At 71.8% G+C, this 21733-nt stretch carries 17 protein-coding genes; 8 read left to right on the top strand and 9 right to left on the bottom strand.

The genetic code is table 11. From position 1 onward, the window contains the following. Positions 1-200: 200 nt before the first annotated feature. From ABD832_RS01130 to ABD832_RS01120, 3 genes are all read left to right on the top strand, one after another. Positions 201-548 carry a hypothetical protein gene (locus tag ABD832_RS01130; RefSeq protein ID WP_344887010.1) on the top strand — a complete coding sequence of 116 codons (348 nt, stop codon included), beginning with the start codon at positions 201-203 and terminating at the stop codon, positions 546-548. Positions 549-668: 120 nt separating this feature from the next. Beyond that, on the top strand, positions 669-1442 hold the full coding sequence (locus ABD832_RS01125; RefSeq protein WP_344887008.1) for an endonuclease domain-containing protein: 774 nt from the start codon (positions 669-671) through the stop codon (positions 1440-1442). Between the two features lie 196 nt (positions 1443-1638). Continuing rightward, the gene (locus ABD832_RS01120; protein WP_344887006.1) at positions 1639-2631 is read left to right on the top strand and encodes a hypothetical protein; all 993 of its coding nucleotides are present in this window, start codon (positions 1639-1641) and stop codon (positions 2629-2631) included. Between the two features lie 33 nt (positions 2632-2664). Here ABD832_RS01120 and ABD832_RS01115 read toward each other — a convergent pair whose 3' ends face one another. After that, positions 2665-3012, bottom strand: coding sequence for a hypothetical protein (locus ABD832_RS01115; protein WP_344887004.1), 348 nt, complete (start codon positions 3010-3012; stop codon positions 2665-2667). A gap of 402 nt (positions 3013-3414) precedes the next feature. Between ABD832_RS01115 and ABD832_RS01110 the strand changes: the two genes are divergently transcribed. Then, positions 3415-3933 (top strand): hypothetical protein, encoded by a 519-nt coding sequence (locus ABD832_RS01110; protein ID WP_344887002.1) that lies wholly within the window; start codon positions 3415-3417, stop codon positions 3931-3933. Positions 3934-4483: 550 nt separating this feature from the next. On the opposite strand, the gene ABD832_RS01105 is transcribed toward ABD832_RS01110, so the two are convergent. After that, the gene (locus ABD832_RS01105) at positions 4484-5458 is read right to left on the bottom strand and encodes a PaaX family transcriptional regulator C-terminal domain-containing protein (RefSeq protein ID WP_344887000.1); all 975 of its coding nucleotides are present in this window, start codon (positions 5456-5458) and stop codon (positions 4484-4486) included. Next, positions 5455-6054, bottom strand: a complete 600-nt coding sequence (locus ABD832_RS01100; protein ID WP_344886998.1) for a GNAT family N-acetyltransferase — start codon at positions 6052-6054, stop codon at positions 5455-5457. The genes ABD832_RS01105 and ABD832_RS01100 overlap by 4 nt, the downstream gene beginning before the upstream one ends. Before the next feature lie 70 nt (positions 6055-6124). Here ABD832_RS01100 and ABD832_RS01095 point away from each other — a divergent pair, with 70 nt between their 5' ends. After that, entirely contained in the window at positions 6125-7237 is a 1113-nt protein-coding gene (locus ABD832_RS01095) for an alpha/beta hydrolase family protein (RefSeq protein WP_344886996.1), read from the top strand. Between the two features lie 255 nt (positions 7238-7492). Here the strand turns inward: ABD832_RS01095 and ABD832_RS01090 are convergent, their stop codons facing one another. Next, the gene (locus tag ABD832_RS01090; RefSeq protein ID WP_344886994.1) at positions 7493-7969 is read right to left on the bottom strand and encodes a MarR family winged helix-turn-helix transcriptional regulator; all 477 of its coding nucleotides are present in this window, start codon (positions 7967-7969) and stop codon (positions 7493-7495) included. A gap of 124 nt (positions 7970-8093) precedes the next feature. Here ABD832_RS01090 and ABD832_RS01085 point away from each other — a divergent pair, with 124 nt between their 5' ends. After that, complete coding sequence (locus ABD832_RS01085) at positions 8094-8963, top strand: NmrA/HSCARG family protein (protein ID WP_344886992.1); 870 nt, start codon at positions 8094-8096, stop codon at positions 8961-8963. A gap of 31 nt (positions 8964-8994) precedes the next feature. On the opposite strand, the gene ABD832_RS01080 is transcribed toward ABD832_RS01085, so the two are convergent. From ABD832_RS01080 to ABD832_RS01070, 3 genes are all read right to left on the bottom strand, one after another. Next, positions 8995-9300, bottom strand: coding sequence for a hypothetical protein (locus tag ABD832_RS01080; protein WP_344886989.1), 306 nt, complete (start codon positions 9298-9300; stop codon positions 8995-8997). Positions 9301-9575: 275 nt separating this feature from the next. Beyond that, a complete protein-coding gene (locus ABD832_RS01075; protein WP_344886987.1) occupies positions 9576-10274 on the bottom strand; it encodes a response regulator in 699 nt (232 codons plus the stop codon). Then, positions 10271-12292 carry a sensor histidine kinase gene (locus ABD832_RS01070; protein ID WP_344887545.1) on the bottom strand — a complete coding sequence of 674 codons (2022 nt, stop codon included), beginning with the start codon at positions 12290-12292 and terminating at the stop codon, positions 10271-10273. The genes ABD832_RS01075 and ABD832_RS01070 overlap by 4 nt, the downstream gene beginning before the upstream one ends. 163 nt (positions 12293-12455) lie before the next feature. On the opposite strand from ABD832_RS01070, the gene ABD832_RS01065 reads away from it, so the two are divergent. Further along, positions 12456-13133, top strand: a complete 678-nt coding sequence (locus ABD832_RS01065) for a hypothetical protein (protein ID WP_344886985.1) — start codon at positions 12456-12458, stop codon at positions 13131-13133. A gap of 299 nt (positions 13134-13432) precedes the next feature. On the opposite strand, the gene ABD832_RS01060 is transcribed toward ABD832_RS01065, so the two are convergent. Then, complete coding sequence (locus ABD832_RS01060) at positions 13433-17248, bottom strand: nSTAND1 domain-containing NTPase (protein WP_344886983.1); 3816 nt, start codon at positions 17246-17248, stop codon at positions 13433-13435. A 223-nt stretch (positions 17249-17471) separates the two neighbouring features. Between ABD832_RS01060 and ABD832_RS01055 the strand changes: the two genes are divergently transcribed. After that, positions 17472-17918 (top strand): hypothetical protein, encoded by a 447-nt coding sequence (locus tag ABD832_RS01055; protein WP_344886981.1) that lies wholly within the window; start codon positions 17472-17474, stop codon positions 17916-17918. A gap of 420 nt (positions 17919-18338) precedes the next feature. Here ABD832_RS01055 and ABD832_RS01050 read toward each other — a convergent pair whose 3' ends face one another. Beyond that, a complete protein-coding gene (locus ABD832_RS01050; protein WP_344886979.1) occupies positions 18339-21599 on the bottom strand; it encodes an ATP-binding protein in 3261 nt (1086 codons plus the stop codon). Between the last annotated feature and the right edge of the window lie 134 nt (positions 21600-21733).

Genomic DNA, 21733 nt, shown 5'->3' with positions numbered 1-21733 from the left:
TGCGTGGGTGTCTTGTTCAGGCTTGGGGCGTTGCCGCATCTCGGCCCATCTGCCTGGGCCTGGGCGGTACGGTCACGATCTATGACGACAGCCCGGGCAGGCGATGGCGCCGCAAAGGACAGCCAGCGCAAGGGAGCCTGCCCGATCTGCAGGAAACCCGTCGGTAAAGGCCACCGCCGGCAGAAGACCAAGGCGGGCGCATGGGCGCACGCGCGCTGCATGCCCACGCCTACAGCGGTCAGGGGCAAGTCGGCGAAACCAGCCAGGAAGGCAGTGAACGGTCCGCAGAGCGGGGATCGCAACGCGAGCACGAAGGGCCGCGGGGTGGCGGGGTGGCGGCGCGATTCGCCGGCACCTGCGTCGGCTGTGGGCAGGGGTATCCGGTGCAGACGCTGATCGAGAAGGTCGAGCAGGGGTGGGCGCACCCGGCATGCGCCGAAGCGATTCGAGCGCGAGCGCAGATCCTGGCGGGGGAGACCTACCGTGGACATAAGGAGCCGGACTGGCGTCGAGGCTCCAGCCCGTCCTCGATGCGAACCGCCCGTTGACAACGTAGGACACCGGTCGATCTTCGAGGACGCTGCGGCTCGGTGTACCGGCTGGCCACATTCGGCTCACCTTGTCTTCGCCGCCTTCATTGCGTCTGACCTGCGTGTCACCGTGAAGGTATGCAGGGCGATGTGCTGGAGGTACGCGTCGTCGACGGGCGCGTGGTCAAGGCGCCCGGGGTCGGGCCGGTGGCGATGGTCTGGCTACCGAAGGACGGGCAGGTCATCGCGAAGATCCCCGCGATGACGGGCAACCGGCGCTGGTTACACCAGATCGTGGGCATCCGTTCCCCGCGCCTCCACAACGACCGATGGCAGCTGCCGCGCAACTGCCTGGTCAAGCTGGTGACGGCGGCGATCGACCGCTACGGCTACATCGTGGTGTGGCGGGACATGTCGAAGCTGTCGCGCTGCTCCAAGAAGTGCCTGGAAGCGGAGGGGGTCGAGTGCGACTGCTCGTGCATGGGGGCCCACCACGGAGGAAGTTCCGACGTCTGGTTCGAGCGCGTCGGGGACGTGGTGGTGGCCAACCTCGGTGAAATCACCCGCACCGCCGTCGTCTACGGCGCGAAAGCAGACGAGGCAGGCACCGCGCTCTACAACGGCGAGCTGCAGCAGCGGCGCTACCGCGTGGACCGGGCCGGCCGCACAGACTGGCCCACGGCTTCGCACTTTATGTGCACCGGTTGCATGAGCACGCGGGCACGCGTGTGGGACCACTGCCACACCCACGAGTTCGTCCGCGCGCCGCTGTGCAATCCCTGCAACACCCGCCACTGGAGCGGATGGCACCCCCAGCACGGCCGAGCCCCTCAAAGCCGCAACGTCGACACCAGCTACTACCGCTGGTACCCCCACTACGGCGACGAGCAGCTCGGATCGTGCAGTGCGTAGGATCCAGAACTTCTTCAATGTGTAAGCGCCCGGGCCACCTCTTGGTGCTCGGACGGCGTGTTGCGTCGCTCGGTGCAGTGGTTGAGTTGTGGGTCCAGATGACCATCTCCAATGCCTTCATCCTGACCGCGGGCACCGAACCGGGCAAGGTGCACAGAGCCCGCCTACGGCGCCTCGTCCGCAGTATCCTCACCCGATGACGCATCAGCCCCAGGAATGGGACCAGCACGAGGACGCCCGGCAGGCGTTTCGGCAAGCGCGACGTGAACTGGACTGGAGCGCCAATCACTACCGTCAGACGCGCTACGCGATCGCGGCCGGAAACGGATCGGCCAAGGAACTGAGCCGGGCCCAGCAGGGGTGGAGCTGGGCGCTGGCCGAATGGGTGCGAGCGCTGACCTACCGGGAGGAGGCGATGGACGGGGTCCTGCTCGATTCGGGACTGGAAGAAGACAAGATTCAGGACGGCGAATCATCCCCGGCGGCGATGGAGTTTCGAGCAAGCCGCCTTGAAGCCGAAACGCGCTACAGCAACTATGCACGGGTGCGTCGCAGCGGCAGTCCCGCAGAGGTGGTGACAGCTCGAAACGCCTGGGGCGAGGCGCTGACACGCTGGTCGCGGGCGCTGATCTCCCGGGAAAGAAGTCAGGACAACCATCTGCTCGGCAAGCGCGACGACCGCGACTTGATCGGCTCTGGAGCCGGCCCCGGAGCATTCGGGCCGGACACGTCGCCTCGGGTACAGGAGATCGTCGAGGAGAGCCGGGAAAGAGAGCGCGCGAGAAACCTGGCCACGGTCAACGGTCTACCGAAGGGCAGGGCGCTGCCTCTGGGCCGTGTGGCCGAGTCGATATTGTCGATCGGGGTCTCCGAGCGTACCTACCGGCTCATCGTGGCCGGGCGGATCAGCGTGGTGACGGAGGTCGCCCATCGTGAGGCCCGGCGCCTGCGGGCTGGCTCTTACGTGGGGATCACCTGCAAGACCGCGATCCACTACAGCCGAGTCCGGCGCATCAAGGCGTACGCCACGGCGCAGGACCTGGTGACGTCCGAAGAGCCCCGGTGGCTGGATCCCGAACGAACCGCCCTGCAAGTGCTCGGCACCTGCCAGCAACAACTCGTCTTCTTCCGCACCCAGCACCCCGCTGAAGCACCCCGGGGACTGCTGGCCATCGAGCTCACCGTATGAGCGCAGTACCGCCGAGCACATGACCGTGATTTCCTACGCGCTCACCGACGGATCCCCAGACGTCCGGCATCGACAGGGCGCCATCACCAGCGTGCGGGTGTTCTCATCCAGGTGGGCCACTGTCTTCGAGCCCAGGCAGTAGCGGCATCCCAGGGCGGCGGCCGTGGGGTCGGACCAGATGCGGTGCTCCCAGGCCGGCGGCGGCTCGGCGGGCGGCGGAGGAGGTTCGGCGGGTTCGTGCTCGGCGCCGACCCAGCCCCGGCCGTGGCAGAACCGGCACGCGATGCGCAGGCGGCCCAATCGCTGGCCGCCCTTGCCCTCACATTCGGGGCAGGTGATCGGGTCGCTCATCGCCGCCCCGTCCCCGTGCACGAGGTACATGCCACCCAGACGCTCTGCTTGGGACCGCTGCCGTTGCGGTCGATCCACTCTCCACCCGCGCCCAAGCAGGTGCCGCAGATCGGAGGGTCCTCTTGCTCCTCGACCATATTTCGCGCTACGCCGTCCTGAGGTCCCCGTCAGGCCTTCTCGGGAGCGGCCGAGCGTGGGCCTCATCTGCACGGGTGAGGCCACCCCTCGGTGCCGGTTCAGCCTCACGGCGGTGCCGCAGGCGCTGGTCAGTCAGTCGAAGGTCGTGCGGAAGACGTTGGACACCAGGCCGGACGAGAACCGCCCTTCACCACCGCGACCGTACGGCGCAGCGGTCGAAAGGGCTATGCGGTATAAACGGTGCGCTCCACTCGGGTGCGATCCATGAAATGAGTGCCGGTGCTGACTGAGTTCTTGCGTGACCAGTGTTTCACGACGGCGTGGTTCGGGCTGATGGCCTTCGTGTGGTTCGGCTGGGCGCAGGAGGACCCGCCCCAGCGCTGGCGGATCTGGCTGGGCGCGGGGTCGGTGCTGGGCGTCGGGTTGGCCGTGGCCTTTGGGGTGCTGACTGCCGCGAACTGGGATCAGCCGAGTGCGCTGGAGGGCAAGTACGCCTGGTTCGGAGTCCTGGTCGTGGCCGAGGTCATCGCCGCGGGGGCCGGATGCCTGGTGCTGGCCAGGCGCGGCGCACCCCGATGGATGGCCTGGTGGGTCGCGGTGGTCGTGGCGGTGCACTTCCTGCCGCTGGCGTGGCTGCTGAATGACATCGGTGTGGCTGTTGTCGGCGTCGTCCAACTGGTCGTGCTCGGGTCGGTGGTGCCACATCTGCGCGGTACCCACACACCGAGCAGCCGATCAGCCGGACCGATCATGGGCGCGACCCTGCTGCTGAGTGCCGCGATCAGTGCGGTCATCACGGCCCCAGGATTGTGAGGAACCTCCACGGCTGATATCGGCCTGACGACTGCCCGCTCGTGCTGGTAGGAGGGCCGGTCGGCAAGTTTTGAGGCCATGCCGGGATCGAGCAGGGCTGTTGACCGACGTGGCTCAGGATGGCGGGAGGCAATCGAGGTGTCAGCGCAGGCCGTCGAATATGGCCTTGGCCGTCTCGTCGAAGTCGGCATCGCCTCGCCATCGGCTCAGCATCTTGCCGGAGATCATTCGGGACGGCGCCCTGCGCCCGCTGCGCACACCCCCGCCCAGCCGGTAACTCCCTTCCGGGTCGCACCACCGCTTCACCTCGGCGTAGTGGGCTACCCCTCGGGCGGCACGAGCATCCGGCGAACCTGTTCATGGGAGACCCCGGCGTGCCTACCGATCCGACGCAGCCCGGCCGGCGGGCCGCGCGCCCGAAGGGCCGCCTTGACGGTCAGCGCTTTTCGCCCCGGACAGCCCAGGTTCACAGGCAAGAGGGGCGGGATCGGCACGGTCCGATGTCGAACAACCCGCTTGAACGACCATTGATTCCGGCGAGTTGACAGCGTCACTCCTCGTCGGTGGCGGCCCCGGGGCGGCCCGAGGCCTCCGCGTACAGCCGGAACAGCCGTGGCCCTCCGGCCGGGGCGGCCTCGCACAGCCGCTCCCATGCCGCTGCGGCGGCGGCCCGGCCCGCCGTCCCCGGCCAGGGCTGCGGCAGCAGCTCGGGCGGCAGCAGCGGGTCGGGGAGCATCGCGGTGGAGAACGCGGCGGCCAGCCCGACGGCACGCGCCAGCGCGACCGCCCCGTCACGGTCCCCCCCGCCCGCGCCTCCGGCACCTGCGAGCCCCGTGCCTGCCTCCCGGGCGCCCGTGCCGGCGCCTGCCGCCCCGGTGCCCCTGGTGTCCCCGGCCGCCCTGGGTGCATCGGCGGCTGCCAGGGTGTGCAGTGCCTCGTAGCGGGCCGCGATCGCGGGAAGCGGCCACAGGCGGGCCGCCACGGCCGCCGGATCCACGGCCCCGCCGACCTCCAGGTCGCGGGTGGTCAGGCAGGTCAGCGCCTCCGGTACGCCCAGCTCCGCCGCGCGGGCCCGTACGTACGGGCCGATCGCGTTCGGCGTGACGTACAGGCCGCCCTGCACCGGCGCCGCCCCCAGCCCGGTCAGGGCGTCCCGCAGGGCGTCCCGGGCCGCCCGCGCGGATTCCGGTACGGCGAAGGCGAAGGCGTGCCAGGTGCCGTCCCAGGGTTCCAGGCCGGCGTCCTGCCGGTACGCGTGCCGTACGAACTCCACCTCCGGTACGTGCGCCGGCCCGGCCCCCGCGGCCGCCGCGAGCCGTAGTACGGCCCGCCGCCCCCGGCCCTCCACGGTGAACTGCCCCTCCGCCACCAGCCGCTTCACGCACAGCCGCACCTGCTGGTCGGTCATCCCGAGCAGTCCCGCGACCCGGTACAGCTCGCCGCCCTCGACGGTCCCGTCCTCCCGGACCAGCGCATGCACCACCATGCGCGTCGGGACGGAGCCCGCCGCCTCGCCCGCGCTCACCGCGTCACCGCCTTGTGCATCGTCGTCACGGCCCCGAATCCGAGGACGTCCCGCAGCCACGGCGTCCGCTGCACTTTCACCGCGTGGAACCCGTGCCGTTCGTACAGGGCCCGCGCTCGCGGGTTCTCCGCGATCACGTCGAGCCGGATGCGCCGGCACCCCTGCTCCGCGGCGACCGCCTCCACCTCCCGCAACAGCAGGCCGCCGATGCCCCGGCCCCGCTCGGCGGAATCCACGGCGATGCCGTCCATGAGCAGCTCGCCGCGGGCCGGGGTGCGCTCCAGCAGAGCCAGCAGGAACACTCGGTACAAGCCCCTGACCTGCCCGTACGCCGCTCTGATCGCGGCCGCGTCGCCGCCGGTCAGGCCATGGCCGGCGAGGTGGTAGCCCGCCACGCCCAGCAGTCGGCCGTCGGCCGACACCGCGCTCACCGCGCGGTCCGCGTGCAGGTGGGCGGCGATGAAGCGCCGCCCCTTCTCGGCGGGACCCAGGGCCGCGCCCAGCTTGCGTCCGAAGGCCTCCCAGTACAGCTCGGCGACGCGCTCCGCGGCGCCCTCGGGCACCCCGCGCCGTACGTCCACGCTCTCCGTCGTCATACGCATAAGCTTACTACGTTCGTTGCCGCTACGATCGTTCTTATTTTGAACGAAAAATAGGAGTTCTCGCATGGCCCGGCCGCTCCGCAAACCGTCCACGCCCGCCGCATCCGCCCCGCCCACCACATCCGCCCTGCCTGACGCACCCGGCACGTCCCCCGCCCCCCGCAAACCCCGCAGGCGGCTGCGCACCGCGCTCCTTGGTACCGCCGCCGTCCTCCTCGCCACCGCCCTCCTCCTCACGGGCGTCGTCCTGCGGCAGCACGACTACGCCCTGCGCGAGCAGCGCGTCACCGTCCCGGCCGCCGGCCGCGAGCTCCCCGGCGTGCTCGCCACCCCCGAGGGGCGGGGCCCCTTCCCGCTCGTCGTCTTCGTGCACGGCGACGGCCCGGTCGACGCCACCCACGACGGCTTCTACCGGCCGTACTGGGAGGCTTTCGCCCGCGCCGGATACGCCTCGCTCTCCCTGGACAAGCCCGCCGACTGGCTGGGCCAGACCATGGACGACCGGGCCCGCGAGACCACCGACGCGCTCGTCTGGGCCGCCGCACGCCCCGACGTCGACCCCGCCCGGATCGGGCTGTGGGGGGCCAGCCAGGCCGGATGGGTGCTGCCCAAGGTGGTGGCCCAGGCTCCGGCCCCCGGAGTCCGCTTCGTCATCGCGGTCGGCACCGCGGTGAACTGGCACCGCCAGGGGGAGTACAACCTGCGCGCCCGTCTCCGCGCCGAGGGGGCCTCCGCCGTGCGCACCGCGAACGCCCTGCGCACCCGCGAGGCCACCCTCGCGCTGCTGCGGCGCGGGGCCGCGTACGAGGAGTACCAGGCGAGTCCGGGTGCCGACCGGGAACTCACCGCGGAACGCTGGTCGTTCATCAGCCGCAACCACACGGCGGACGCGACCACCGACCTGCGGGCGATGCCGTCCGTCCCGGTGCTGCTGATCTCGGGCGCCGACGACCTCAACGTGGACGGCGCCGAGACCGAGGCCGCCTACCGGAGCCTGCTCGCGCCCGGCACACTGACCGTGCGCCGCTACCCGGGCGCCACCCACGCCCTGGTCCGCACCCCGATCGAGCGCTCCTCCTGGCGGCTGGCCCTGACGGCCGTGTTCGCCCCACGCGCGCTCTTCCCGGCCGGCCTCCTCGACGACCAGCGGCGCTTCCTCCAACAGCAGCGGCATTAGGGAGCCGTAAAAGGGGTGCCACCGGAATACGGCGGAAACGGGCCGCGTCCGCCGGAGACCGCACGTCAGGCGGTGGGAACGGAAGTCGAGGTTACGGCTGTGGATGGCGGTGCCCGGCGTGGGACCGGATTGGCTCCCGTAGTGGCCCCACCGCGCTGACCTGGCCAGACGCCATCTCAGGAACCGGACAGAAACTCGCTTTTTTGCGGTTAGGGATCGGTGCGGCGCGTTTCTGTCGCATTCCGGCCGCCCCCGTTAGAGGGCGTCCGGGGGGTGGTCCTGGGTCGGTGCGGTGTTGAGGAACACGCGGAGCAGGCGCGCCAGGCCGTCGCGGTCCTCGACGGCCAGCCCGCTGAAGATCTCCTCGCTGATCCGGCCCTGCAGGGCGGCGATCTCGTCGATCGCGCCGATCCCGGCGTCGGTCAGCGTGAGGCGGAAGGCCCGGCGGTCATCGGGGTCGGGCCTCCTGGCAAGGAGGCCGTCGGACTCCAGGGCGTCGACCAGGGGGGTGATCGCCCGGCCGCTGACCCCGAGCAGATCGGCGAGCTCTCGCATGCGGCTGCCGGGCCTGTGATGGAGCGCCACCAGCAGGCGCACCCGGGCCGGTGAGAGCCCGTGCTCGCCGAACCTGGCCCGGCCCTGCTGGGAGAAGGCGCGGGAGGCGGCCATCAGCAGCTCGCCCAGCTCCGTCGCGCTCAGGTGCTCCTCGCCGGACCGCGCGCTGCTTGACATCAGCATCCTTCCCTTCCCAAACTAAGAAGCAGGTAATAGTGAACCATGTAACTATCAAGTCACTCAGCATGTTCATCTTAAGCCGCCTGCGGCACCGCCGACAGGCAGGCCCGGAAGGAACCCGATGGCAATCGACACCGCGAAACCGCTGATCCTCGTCACCGGAGCGACCGGCAACCAGGGGGGAGCGGTGGTGGACGCCCTGCTCGACCCGCCCGGCCGGTGGCGCGTGCGCGCGCTGACCCGCGACCCGGCCGGCGCCTCGGCCCGCGCCCTGGCCAACCGGGGGGTGGAGGTCGTCGCCGGCGACATGCGCGACACCGAGGCGCTGAAACGAGCGATGGCCGGAGTCCACGGCGTGTTCGGAGTGCAGAATTCCCGTACGGCGGGGCTCAAGGGGGAGGTCGAGCAAGGGGTGGCGCTGGTCCGCGCCGCCGAGGCCTCGGGTGTCGAGCACTTCGTCTACACCTCGGTCGGCGGCGCCGAACGCGTGCGTGGCATCCCGCATTTCGACACCAAATGGGAAATCGAGCGGCAGCTTCGGGCCGGCGGCCTGCCCGCCACCGTGCTGCGCCCCACCACGTTCAGCGACATGTTCGTGCTGCGCGGCGCATCGGTCGCCCTGGGCATGATGGCGACCGCGATCGGGCCCGTCAAGCCGCTGCAGATGATCGCCGTGCGCGACATCGGGATCTTCGCCCGGATGGCCTTCGAGAAGCCGGAGGTCTTCATCGGGGAGGCTCTGGAACTGGCCGGCGACGAGCTGACCATCGGGCAGATCGCCGCGGTCCTCAAGGCTGCGGGGAAACCCGGCCGGTACCTGCGCGTCCCCAAGGTCGCGCTGCGCGCGATGGGCAAGGAGGCGCGGATGCTGTTCTGGTTTGGCGAGTCGGGATACCGCGCCGACATACCGGCGCTACGAGCCCTGCACCCGGGCCTGATGACCCTCCAGGACTGGCTCGCCCACTGCGCGTCCGTACGGCCTGCGGCCTGATCCCGGCGGTCGGCGCGGTCGGCCATCGAGCTCATGCGGCAGCCGCCGGACGAAGGGCTCGGGTGACGGCCGCATCGCGTTGCATGCGCAGGTGAGCGCGGGCGGTTTGGTGGTCACGCGGGTAGCGGGGCCGGTTCACATGTGAGGGTGCCCCGGCCAGGATGAGGCGACCCTGGCCGGCGATCGCGGCGGTGCGGCGGCGTCTGCCGGCGGTTCTCATCCACTGCTCTTCAGCCGGCCACCAGGTGTAGGCGTCGCGCTCGACGCTGTAGGCGCGCACGCGCCGCTCGCGCACCCCGGTCGCGCCGATACGGTCGGCAACGTGGGAGAAGGTCACCAGCGGGTGCAGCCGGAATACGGCCGAAAGGTACCACGTATGCCTGAAACCGCAGGTCACACGGCAGGGCTGCTGCCTGCGGGTGTTTCGGGGGCGGTGCACAGCACGACGGACGGGGCCGGAATGCCGGGCCGACTGTCATCGGCACATCGGCGTGCGGGAATACGATTTCGGAGACCGGGCAGAGCCTGGGTTCTGTCCGATCTGCGGCCACCGTGGCCTGTTCCTGCCGTACTCCGGCGGCACCCCTGATGGACCATTAGCGCGTACATCGATCATGGCGTGTCGATGTCCTGAGCTTGGATCTCAGCTTGTTCGCCGAGACCAGCGTCACGTGCCAATGCGACAGCCTCGGCGCGACTGCGGGCGCTGAGCTTGATCAGGATGTCGCTGACCCGGTTGCGGACGGTTTTCGGCGACAGGAACAACCGCTGAGCGATCGCCGCGTTGTTCTGTCCGGTCGCCAGCAGATGGAGGATTTCCCGCTCGCGGTCGGTGAGGTGCGGGAACGGGGAGAGCTGCGGATGATGGGCGGGCATGGTGGTGAAGAAGGCGAGCACGCGCTGGGCAATGCCGGCACTGAACAGGGCCTCGCCGCGAGCCACCGCCAAGACGGTGCGACGTACCTCCTCGCCGGCCGCCTCCTTGAGCAGATAGCCGCGGGCACCGGCGCGCAGCGCGGCGAAGATGGCGGCGTCGTCGTCGTACATGGTCAGCACCAGGACGGCGATGCCGGGATGCCGGCTGGTGATCCGCGCGGTGGCTCTGAACCCGTCCATGGTGGGCATCTTCAGGTCCATCAGAACCACGTCAGGCCGGTGCCGCGCGACCTCCTCCAGGGCTGCTGCGCCGTCGGTGGCCTCGGCGACGACGTCGATGTCCGGGAAGTCGGCCAGTACGGCGAGGATGCCGGCGCGGACGACCGGGTGGTCGTCGACGACCACGACCCGCACCGGGATGTCTGCGTCGCTCATCGCGTCTCCAAAGGCAAGGTCGCTCTGACAAGGGTGCCGCCGCCGGGGACCGGGAGCAGGTCGAGTCGTCCGCCGAGTTCGGCGGCTCGTTCGCCCATGCTCCGCAGGCCCACTCCGGTCCGGGGGCGGGCGGGAAGACCGCAGCCGTTGTCGCGGATCTGCAGCGTCAGCGTCCGGTCGTCGGTCGCGACGTGGAGCTCCAGCCGGCTGGCGGCGCTGTGGCGCATGGCGTTGGTCACCGCTTCGGCGGCGATGGCGTACACGGTGACCTCGACCGCTGCCGGAAGCGGGCCGAGCTCGTCGCTGATGTGCGCCGTGCAGCGTGGTGTCTCGAATCCAGCGACCAGTTCACGCAGCGCACCGGCCAGGCCGAGCTGGTCCAGCACCGGTGACTGCAGACCGTGGGCCACGGCGCGGACCTCCCCGACCGCACTGCGGAGCCGCTCGACCAGATGCCCGGCCCGCTCAGCCAGGTCGTCGCCGTGGTCGTCAGGTAGTCGGCGAGCCAAGGCTTCCAACTGGTAGGTGATGCCGGCCAGCGTCGGGCCGATGCCGTCATGCAGATCGTCACGCAGGCGGCGGCGTTCCTCCTCGCGGGCCAGCACGATCCGGGCACGGCTGGCGGAGATGTCGACGAGCAAGCCGGCCGCGTAGGCCAGGGTGGCCGCGCGGGTGGCGACCTCCTGGACCGCGGCCTGCTCTCGCGCGCTCAGCCGCTCACCTGCTCGGCGTCGGCCGACACGCAACTCTCCGACCGGGCGGCCCAGCGCCTGGGCCGCCACGGCATGCCAGCCGGCGACGGGCGCGCCGGATTCGACCTCGACCGCTGCTCCGGTGAAGGCTGCATACGGCAGGCGTAGCGTGGTTCGCAGGGCGTCGACCAGGCGTTGTAGCGCCTCGACCGGCTCGGCAGCCGGTGCGACGTGTGTGCCGACCCGAGCCACCACCGCATACGGGTCGTGCCGCAGGCCGAACAGCAGCCGATCCACGCCGGCTTGGACCGTGTCACGACCGGTCGCGGCCAGCAGGGCCACCGCGGCCACGGTCAAGACACCCACCAACGAGTCCGGGGCGACCGCGTCGATCCCCACCACGATCGCCACATACAGGCCCACGCCCAGAGCCGTCAGCACCAAAAGAACGATCGTCCGGTTCAGCACCAGAGCCACGTCGAACAGCTGATGGCGCAACATCGCCCCACCGATACCGACCACCGGAGAGAGCAGAGCCGCCGCACTGGCGATCTCGTACACGAACCAGTTCCCGCGGAAAAGGGCAACCATCGCGACCCAGCAGACGACGGCAAGACAACTGAGCATCAGCCACTGCAACTGGGCTCGCTCCACGCCGATGGCGCGTCTGGTGCGCACCACCAGACTGGCCACCGCGAGCGGAATGCCCACCAGAAAGATCAACACCATTGTCACTCGCATGGCTGCTTCAAGCGCAGGTGGCCAGTCCATGCCCACCGGGTTGATCACCAAAGGCGACACGTCCGCCCGGCCGGGATGCACCATTGCTCCGATGGTGGCGGCGGTGGCCACCGTGATGATCCCGATCACGACCGGTCGCCACCTCCGCGACGGCAGCCGCCCATCGGGGAAGAACAGCGGCAGCAGCGGCACGACGTAGAACCACACCGCGAATCCCCAGGTCGCCACCCATGAGGCGAACGCGGCCCCGGGCAGCGGGCCGAACGCGGCCGAGGCCGTCGCGTATCGGCCGAGCAACATGTACGGGCCCAGGGGCGAAGGCGCCACCAGCAGCCAGCCGACCAGGTTGTGCGGCTGCCGCCACACGATGAAGGAGCCCACCAGGGGCCAGGCGGTGCCCAGCACGAGATCGGCCACCGAGAACACCGTGGCGATCCCACGGCCGGCCAGCCACAGGTGCAGCGCCACGGCGGCCACACAGCAGCAGACACCGATCACTGCGGCCGTCAAGGCCAGAGCCGCCAGCCGCCCACCACCTTCTGGTCTCGTCGGGGCAGTCTCGCCCGTGGCGTCCTGGACTGACATCTCGGTCACACTCGCATGCTCCTCCGACGCGCACGGTCACGTCACCGGCCCGGCCTCAGAATCCCGCGAGTCGGTGTGGATGTCCCTGGTGTGCGGGACACCGGGCCCCTGACTGTCGATCTCAGCCGCCGGACATCCGGTCCGGCAGACGGCAGGAGGACCCGTGGAACACATCGACTCGAGCGCCTCGTCCAGCACCAGCCGCCCAGGACGGGGACGCGCCCGCTGGGCGTTGACCGGTGTCGCCGCCGGCCTCACCGGCACCGTCGCCACACTGGTCGCCGATCTGCATGTCTCCGGTGCCGCCGACATCAACGTCGTCCCGCAGCTCAGCCGGCCCACCGCCCATCTCGGCGTGATCGCCGGTTATCTCACCGTCGCACTGTTGCTCGTGCTCGCCGCGCAGTGGCGCCGGCATGTGGAGATCAGGGTGCCCGCCAGCACGGCTGCCGCGATCGTGAGTCTGGGGCTGGTCACCGCCTGCGGGGCGCTCGCCCTGGGTTACGGATGGAAGGGAGCGTTGGCGATCTACCTGCCCGGAGGCGCCGACAGCACCCTGTTCGACCAGAGCGGACAGTACGTCTACTACGTCCTCAACGACTTCGGCAGCTTCATCGGCTGGATCGGCGTCACCGCCGTCGCCGGTGCGATCGCCTGGATGGCACTGATGGAGCGGACCATTCAGCGGTGGATCGGTCTGATCAGCCTGCTCCCGGTGCTGGCTGTCGTGCTCACCGTCGTGCTCACCGGCCTGCCTGGCCTCGCCGGCCTGGTGGCCCCGCCCTGGATGACGATCACCTTCCTCGGCCTCGCCTTCGGCAACCACACCTTCAACCGCTGAGCCTCGTCATCGAGGCCACCGCGCTTCACCCTGCGCCTCGGATACCGGCCCCGGAACGGAGATCTCCCGTGAACTACCTCCACGTAGAGCGGCCCGCCCCGCACGCAGCCACACAGTCGGCGGAGCCGGACAAGAAGCGGCACCCGAGACCAGAGCAGGAACCGCCCGGATCCGCCGTCCCGGCCGAGCTCACCTCATTGCAGCACTCTTACCGACCGGCCGGCACGAAGCTGTTCGAGCGCGACGCAACCTCCCCTGCAGCTTCTTCAGGATCGCCCGGGAAGACCAGCTCTCGATGATCAGCAGACCTTCAGATAACCCTGCCTGGCAGGCAGATATCTGGGCCACTCGTCCTCGGTCAGCGAGCGGCCCGCGGCCGCGCAGACCGACGCGAACGGGTCGGCGACCGGCCGTACGTCCCACAGTCTGATCCTGCCGTCGGCGTCGCCGGTGGCCAGCGTGCTGCCGTCACGGCTGAACGCCACCCCTCTGACCGCCACGGGGTGCACCAGGGGCGGCCCGATCTGGAGCTGGGTCGCGACGTCCCAGAGCCGGACCGTCCGGTCCTCTCCCGACGTGGCGAGGACCTTGCCGTCGTCGCTGAAGGCGACGTCGTTGAGGTGGGGCGCCTGGTGACCCAGCAGGGTTCGGCCCATCTGCCGCCGGGCGGCCACGTCCCACAGCCGCGCCGTGCCATCGTCGGCGACCGTGGCGAGGATGGCGCCGTCCGGGCTGAAGGCCAGGCTCTTCCCCCAGTTGTGGTGCCCGCTGACGGGCGGGCCGAGCGGCCGGTGGGTGGCGGTCGACCAGAAAAGAATCTTGTTGTCGGTCGCGATGCTGGCGAGCGTCTTCCCGTCCGGGCTGTACGCCACCGCCTTCACCCACCCGTCGTGACCGGCGTACGGCGGGCCGGTCTCGTCAAGGGTTCGCGTGTCCCAGGTGTGGACGAGTCCGTCGAATCCGCCCGTCACCAGTTTCCGCCCGTCGGGGCTGAAGGCGACCGAGGCGATCACGGCCCCGTCCGCGGCCAGCGGCCCACCGATCCACACGCCGCTGGCGAGGTCCCACAGCCGGGCCTGTCCGTGTCCGTTGCCGGGGACCCACTCGCCTTCGGGCGTCAGTTGGCGTTGCCCCGAGCCGGCGGCCAGGAGCCAGCCGTCGCTGATGTCCACGCCGTTGATCTCCCAGGGCAGCTCGTACGGGGCCCGGACCGGCTTGCGCGTGGCCGTGCCCCACAGGCCGACCCTGCCGTCGTATCCGGCGCTGACCAGCGTGGCGCCGTCCGGCGTGAACGCCAGGTCGTTCACCGGGTCCCCACTGTCGCCGAAGGCGGTGCCGAGCTGCCGTCGCACGGAGAAGTCCCAGATCCGGGTCACCTGGTCGGCGCCGGCCGTGGCCAGAGTCCGCCCGTCAGGGGCGAACGCCACGCCGAAGACCTGGTCGACGTGCCCGTTGAGGGGCTGGCCGACCTCCAGGCCCGTGCCGACGTCCCACAGACGGGCCTGCTTGTCGGCGCTTCCGGTCGCCAGGAGGGTGCCGTCCAGGCTGAAGGCCACGGCGTTGACCTCTTGGCTGTGCCCGCGAAGTCGCGCGATCTCGCCGCGGGTGCCGACGTTCCACAGGCGGGCGGTGCCGTCGCGATGGGCGGTGGCCAGGAGCGCGCCGTCCGGGCTGAAGGCCACGGCCTTCACGTGGTCGTCGGACGCGATGGGAATGCGGGCGATGTCGTCGTGGGTGGCCGCGTCCCACAGGTGGACGCCGCCGGAGCCGCCGGCCGCCAGGACCTTGCCGTCGCCGCTGAAGGCGACGCCGGAGAACACCTGGCCCTCGCTGACGAGCGAGACGAGTTCGCGCCGGTCGGCGACCCCCCAGAGCCGGACCGTGCCGTCGTCGGCGGCCGTGGCCAGGGTCGCGCCGTCGGCGCTCAGCGCGACCGAGTTGATCGTGGCCGGTCGTACGTCGATCGGCGGGCCGAGCTCTCTGCCGCTCGCCACCTCCCACAACCGGGCGGTGCCGTCCTCGCTCCCGGTCGCCAGGGTCGTGCCGTTGCGGCTGAACACCACCGAGGTCACGCTCGCACCGTGTCCGGACAGGGCGGGGCCGCGCTGTTCGTAGGTGCCGGTGTCCCACAACCGGACCGTGCCGTCCTGGCTCGCCGTGGCCAGCGTCCGGCCGTCCGGGGAGTAGGCGACGGCGCGTACCCAGTACGTGTGCCCGGCCAGGACGTGCCGCGCCGGGTCGGCGAGCGCGTTCAGCATGGCCTGCCTCGCCTCGTCGGTCGGCGCGATCCGCCAGGCGGTGGCGGCCAGGCGCAGCGCGGTGGCCGGGTCGATCTCGGAGGCGTTCCTGCTCTGCCCCGCCACCTGCCCCGACAGGGCGATCGCCGCCTGCGTCCTGGCGTCGCCGAAGAGAAGGACGGCCGCGATCGCGGCGATCACCGAGATCACCAGCGATACGGTGAGAATCGTCGTGGTCATGCGGCGCCGCCGGACGACCCGCGCCGCCGCCCGCTCCGCCGACGCGAGGAACGCGGCCGGTACGCCCCCGACGCGCTCCAACGCCAGGGCGTTCGCCAGGCGCGTACCCGAGTACAGATATGCGGGGTCCTGGCCGCTGCGCTCCCAGTCGAGGGCGTCGGACGTGAGCCGCTGGCGGATCAGCAGGTCCGCGCGGTCCTCCTGCAGCCAGATGCGCAGCCGCGGCCAGCCCCGGATGAGGGCCTCGTGAGTGATCTGCACGTTCTGGTCGTCGACGGTCAGCAGCCTCGCCCGGACGAGATGGCCGAGCGCCCGCCGGGCCGGTTCGCCTTCGACCCCGCCGGGGATCGCCTCGGACACCAGCAGCCGCCGCGCGGTGTCCGGAGCGTCGGTGCCCAGCTGGACCAGCCGCGTCAGCAGCCCGCGGGCGGCGCGCCGCGCATCCAGGTCCAGCCCGTCGACCGCCGCGTCGGCGCTCTGCGCCAGCGACCGGGTGATGCCGCCGGTGGCCCGGTAGCCCGCGAAGGTCAGCGTGCCGTCCTGCCGGTGGTGCCACGTCTGGAGCAGCGCGTGCGACAGCAGCGGGAGCGCCCCGACCGCCTCGGCGTAGTCGCGGTCGCTGCGCAGGTCCTCCAGCAGCAGGTCGGCCAGCCCGTCCTGCAGGGCGAACCCGGCGACTTTGGCCGGTCCTTCGATGACCTCCAGCAGGCGGCGCCGCTCCATCGGGACCACGACCACCGGCCGTTCGAGCGCCGGCACCAGCTCGGGCCAGGCCGCGCACTGTCCGAAGAAGTCGGCGCGCACCCCGAGCACGACCGCCCGCGCACCCCGGTCCTCCGCCAGCCCCGCCAGCACGTCGAGAAAGGCGCGCAGCGATCCGTCCCTCGCGCTGAAGACCTCCTCGAACTGGTCCACGACGACCACGCGCCCGCGCCACGCGCGCCGGGCGGCCTCCACGAGCGGCTCGGCGTCCGCCGCCCCCAGCAGGCGCCGCAAAGTCGCGCCCGGTTCGGCGCCCGGCTCCATGATCACCACCTCGCCGGTTCCGGTACGGGCGAGCGCCGGCACCAGACCGGCTCGCAGCAGCGAGGACTTCCCCGCGCCCGAGGCCCCGGTGACCACGAGCAGTCCGCCGCCGCTGACCCGGTCGAGCAGGGTCCCGACGAGCTCCTGCCGCCCGAAGAAGTACCGAGCGTCCGCAGCGCCGTAGGGTTCCAGCCCCCGGTACGGCGGCGCCGATTCCGCCGCCTCCGCCCGTCCGGCCGTACGTCCGGAGCCGCGTCTCGAGACGCCTTTGGAGGCGGCGCGCGCCAGGTCCCTCTCCTCGCGCAGAGCCAGGTACGCCGCGTCCCAGGCCGCCAGGTCAGCCAGACCGGGCGGCAGCGGGCGTCCGGACTGGGCCGCCACCCGCAGGCAGGTGTCGACGAAGACCTCGAAGTTGACCCGTTCCGGCACCGTGTCACTGGCGGGGTTGGTCATGTCGCCGACCGTGCTTCTGGCCAGCCGCGTCGGTTCCTCACCGGGCCGCCGCCGCGGCGTCTGCCCACTGGCGATCATCAGCCCGCGCACCGAGAGCCCCGCGGCCTTCCTCAGATCGAGCAGCCGACCGGCGAAGCGCGCTGTGGCGTTCTCTGCCAACGAGTCTCCGTTCACCACCGCTCATCGCAGGTGTCCGAAGCCGTCGGACACGGAACACCCTGCCAAGCGTAGGCCGTGAGCAGCCGATTGCGGAGGGTTTCCCCGCATGTGTCCGAGAGGGGTCGCCGGACACCGAGCCGTACCGCGACCGTCGTGGTCACCGGGCTTTCCGAGCCCGGTTTCGCAGAGGGGCTCTCCCTCTCCACCCCCGAAGGAGTCACCAGTGACCACGTCCCACCCGATCCGGGCCGTAGGCCGTACGGCCCGCCTCCTGGCCGTCGTCTTCACCGTCGCCTGCCTGGCGGCCGCCCAGGCGGCCCCCGCCCACGCCGCTGCGGAAGCCCCCCAGTTCAAGAACGGCCGCTACTTCAACAAGACCTGCGTCAGCAGGATCAACTGCACGTACTACCTCCGCCCCCAAGCCACCCACTCCGTCACCCGCTCCCTCGACGCACACGGCTGGTCGCTGGGCCTGGCCGCGGACCTGATCTGCTTCCGTCTTCCCTTCGTGTACGGCCTGGCCTGCGGGGTGGCCCTCGCCATCCCGTACCACAGGGCGCTACCGCACCTGAAGGCGGCCTCCGACCAGGGCGGCTGCTTCACGATCCACGCCAAACTCCCGATCGCCCGCTTCGGCAGCGTGACGACCGACGACCCCGCCTGCTCCTGACCCTCCGGAACCGGGCCGCGCCGTCGCGGTCTTGCCGGAGCCGAGTTGCTGATGGTGCGGGCGTGCGGGACGACCTGGTGGCCGTCGTCGAGGAGCGCCTCGGCGGTCGCCCGGCCGACGCTGTCGGTGGACCCGGTGATCAGGATGCGTTTCATGTGGTTCCTCCTGTTGATCACGGATGGGCCGGCGCCTCGGGCGCGGTCGCCGGTGGAGCGCCAGAGGGCGCGGCACCACCGCGTACCCGGCGAGCGGCACGACGACGGGTGCGAGGACGAGGGAACGCGGAAGCGGGTGTCAGATGACTTCGAGAACGCGCCGAAGCCTGCAGAAGTGCACGTTCTCGTGGTGGGTCGGCCATATGTGCCGGCGTGAAGACAACGGCCGCGTGCGCATCTTCCGTTCTCGGAGACGGTGAGGCCCTCATCCGAGGGTGCGGACCAGGGACTCGGCTCTGCGGTGGTCGTACGGTGCGGCCAGGCGCTCGGCGGTCGTCATCGCCTGCCGGGCCGTCCGCCTGGCCTGCCTCCGCCCGCCCAGGGCGGCCAGGACCAGTGCGAGGGCCCAGCCGATCCGGGCGGCGGCGCCGGGGTTGCGGGCGGCGTACCGGGACAGGTGCCCGAGGAGGAGGGGAGCCGCGGCCCGGTCCTGCCGCGCGTCCCCGAGCAGTTCGGCGAGGCCGGTCCAGCACTCCAGCATGCCGGGCTGCACCGTCGGCAGCCGCCGGGCCAACCTCAGCGCCTCGGCCGCCGCTCCGGGTGTCCGCGCCGGGTCCAGGCGGGCCGCGATGGCGAGCAGGCGCAGCTCCTGGATCGTGCGGCTCGCCGGGCTTTCGCGCAGGCCGATCTCCTTGGCGTGCGTACGCCGCCGCTCGTGCGAGGCGCGGGCGGCCTCCAGCAGTTCCCGGACCCGCTCCACCGGCACCTCGTCCAGGCGCAGCAGCGCTTCCGCGCGACCGGTCAGGCACCAGTGGCGGCCGATGTCGTCCCCGCCCACCCGTGCGACCGCCAGCTCCTCCGTCTCCGCGTACCCGGTGGCCGCCGCGGCGAACTCACCCTGCCACAGCGCGGTCTCGGCGAGCATGCCGGCGCAGCTCTCGGCCACCCGCGGGTCGATGGTCCGCGACCGTCCCTCCGTGAACGACCGCCTGGCGTCCTCGAAACGGCCCGCGTGGAGCAGGTCGATCCCGCGCGCCAGCCGGGTCCGGTGCACGGTCTCGTCCGGGTGGCCGACGCCGGAGAGTGCCCGGTCGGCGAGGTCGCCGTAGCGGGCGGCGATCCGGTGGCGACCGGCGAGGCGGGCGATGGTGGCGACGTTCGCGCAGGATTCGGCGCGCAGGGCCGGGTCGGTGCCGCGGTCGGCGGCGTTGAGCTGGCGCAGCGAGGTCACCAGCATCAGGGGGAGATCCTGCCGGTGGTAGGCGAGCCGGGCGAGCAGGGTCAGCGCCTGCGCGGTCTCGGCCGCGGTCTCGGCCTCGATGTCGGCCTCGATGTCGGCCGTACGGGACGCGGGGAGGAGACGGCGGGCGGCCGTGGCCGGCAGGAGGCGGTGGGCGGCCTGGCGGGTGGCGGCGGTCAGGAGGGCGGTCGCGAGGCCGGTGGGGGTGGTGGGGAGCGGCTCGCCGAGCGTGTCGAGGGCGGCGCGGGCCAGGCGGGTGGCGGCGCGTTCCCTGGCGAGCTGGTGGGAGCTCACCGCGGCCATCCGGAGCAGGCGGGCCCGCAGGCGCGGGTCCTGCGGAGGGAGGTCGAGGTGCTCGCGGACGATCGCCACCGACTCCTCGTACAGGCGCAGTCGCAGGCACAACGTCCAGTAGTGGTCCAGGAAGCGCGGCTGTCCGGACACCCGCCAGGCCCGGCGGATGTTGTCCATCTCGGCGCCGAGCACGCGGACCACCTCGGTGTCCGAACCGTCCTGGAGCGCGGTGGCGTGCCGGTCGAGGAGACGGGCGTAGTGGCGGGCGTGCCGTTCGCGTACCCCCGGATCCTCCAGGCGGTCGGCGGCGAGGCGCCGGATGACGGGGTGGAGGGTGTACCGGCCGGACGGGGTGAGCTGCAGCATGCTGTGGTCGACCAGGTGGACCAGCACCTCGGGACCGGTTCCGGCGACCTCCAGGGCCGCGCGCGGGGTGCAGCCGCCGTCGAACACCGACAACGCCGCCAGCGCCGCCCGCCGCGCCGGGTCGAGCAGCCGCCAGGACGTCTCGAAGACCGTACGCATGCTCGCGTGCCTGGAGCGTGCGGCGGGCCCGGCCACGCAGAGCAGTCCGGTGTCCACGCCGAGGTGCTCGGCCAGGTCGGCGCAGGGCACGGCACGCAGCAGACCGGCCGCCAGCTCGATCGCCAGCGGCAGCCCGCCGGTCGCGGCGCAGATCGCGGCCACCAGCGGGGCCTCGCGCTCCGGGTCGAACCCCGGCCGGGCCGTGAGCGCCCGCGCGACGAACAGCGCCTCGGCGTCCGGCTCGGCCAGCCCCTCCACCGGGACGACCACCTGCCCGGGCACGTCCAGCCGCCGCCGGCTGGTCGCCAGTACCCGTAGTCCCGGCGCCACCCGCAGGATCTCGGCGATCACCCCGTCGAAGGACGGCAGGTGTTCGAGGTTGTCGAGCACCAGCAGCGTCGAGCGACCGGCGAGGGCGGCGAGCAGCAGCTCGGCGGCGGGCCTCGGCGGCGAGAGGTCCACGCCGAGCCGGCGCGCGAGCGTCGTCACGGCCGCCTCCGCCCGTACCCCGGCGAAGGACACGAACGCGACGTCCGCCGAGGGGGAGGACGCGGTGCCGTGCCTGCCGGCCCCCGGGCAGGACGGGGACGCGGCGTCCCGGTCGTCGGCCTGCGCCGCCTGCGCCGCGGCGACGGCCAGGCGGGTCTTGCCGATGCCGCCCGGGCCCGACAGGGTGATCAGGCGTTCCCCGGACAGCAGGGCACGTACGCGGCGCACGTCGGACTCGCGGCCGACCAGCTCCGACCCGGGAACCGGCAGGGCGGCCCGGCGGGCGGTCGCGGGCCGGGGCGTGAGGTCACGGCGGAGCGCGCGGGTCTCGGGCGCGGGGTCGACGCCCAGCTCGCGCGCCAGCCGCAGGCGCAGCTCCTCGTAGCAGGCCAGGGCCGAGGCCCGCCTTCCGGTCCCGGCCAGGGAGGCGATCAGCACCCGGTGGGCCTCCTCGTCGTAGGGGTCCAGCTCCGTCACGATCCTGGCCAGCCGCACGACGTGTTCGGAGGCGGCGGGCCCGGTGCGTACGAGCAGCTCGCGCAGCACCAGCCGGGCCCGCCGCCGCTCGCACTCCAGCCACCCGGCGAACGCGGGCGCGTCCCCGAAGGAGAGGCCGTCGAGGAACTCCCCGCGCCACCACCGCAGTGCCCCCGCCACGGTCGGGTCCCGGGTGAGCTGCCGGTAGTCCACGAAACAGCCGTCGCCGGCGCGGAGGCCGACGTGGTCGCGGGTGATGTCGAGCCAGCCGCCCACGTCCCTGCGCAGCTCCGACAGCGCCAGCCGCAGGCTGCCCCTGGCGTTGGCGTCGGGACGCTCGCCCCACAGCAGCCCCGCGAGCTCGGCCCGCGAGCGCGCCCCCGGAGTGGTGGCGAGGTAGCAGAGCAGTGCCCGGGTCTTGGCGGAACGGATCCGCACCGGCCTTCCCCCGACGACCAGCTCGGGCGTGCCGAGCAGCAGCAGGCTGAAGGAGTCTCCCATGCGAGGACGGTAGGCGCGTCCCTGCCTCCCGGCTGTGCCGAAAGGCACGGAGATCGCGTGCTCTATGCCGTTGACCTGTGGTCTCACGATGTGCTCACGCCGCGTCCGCGACTCTGATGCCGCGTTTCGCGACG

Source organism: Streptosporangium longisporum (genome assembly GCF_039534895.1).
Taxonomy (GTDB): Bacteria; Actinomycetota; Actinomycetes; order Streptosporangiales; family Streptosporangiaceae; genus Streptosporangium; species Streptosporangium longisporum.
Note: the sequence above shows the minus strand (reverse complement) of the source record. Positions and strands in the feature narration are given on the sequence as shown.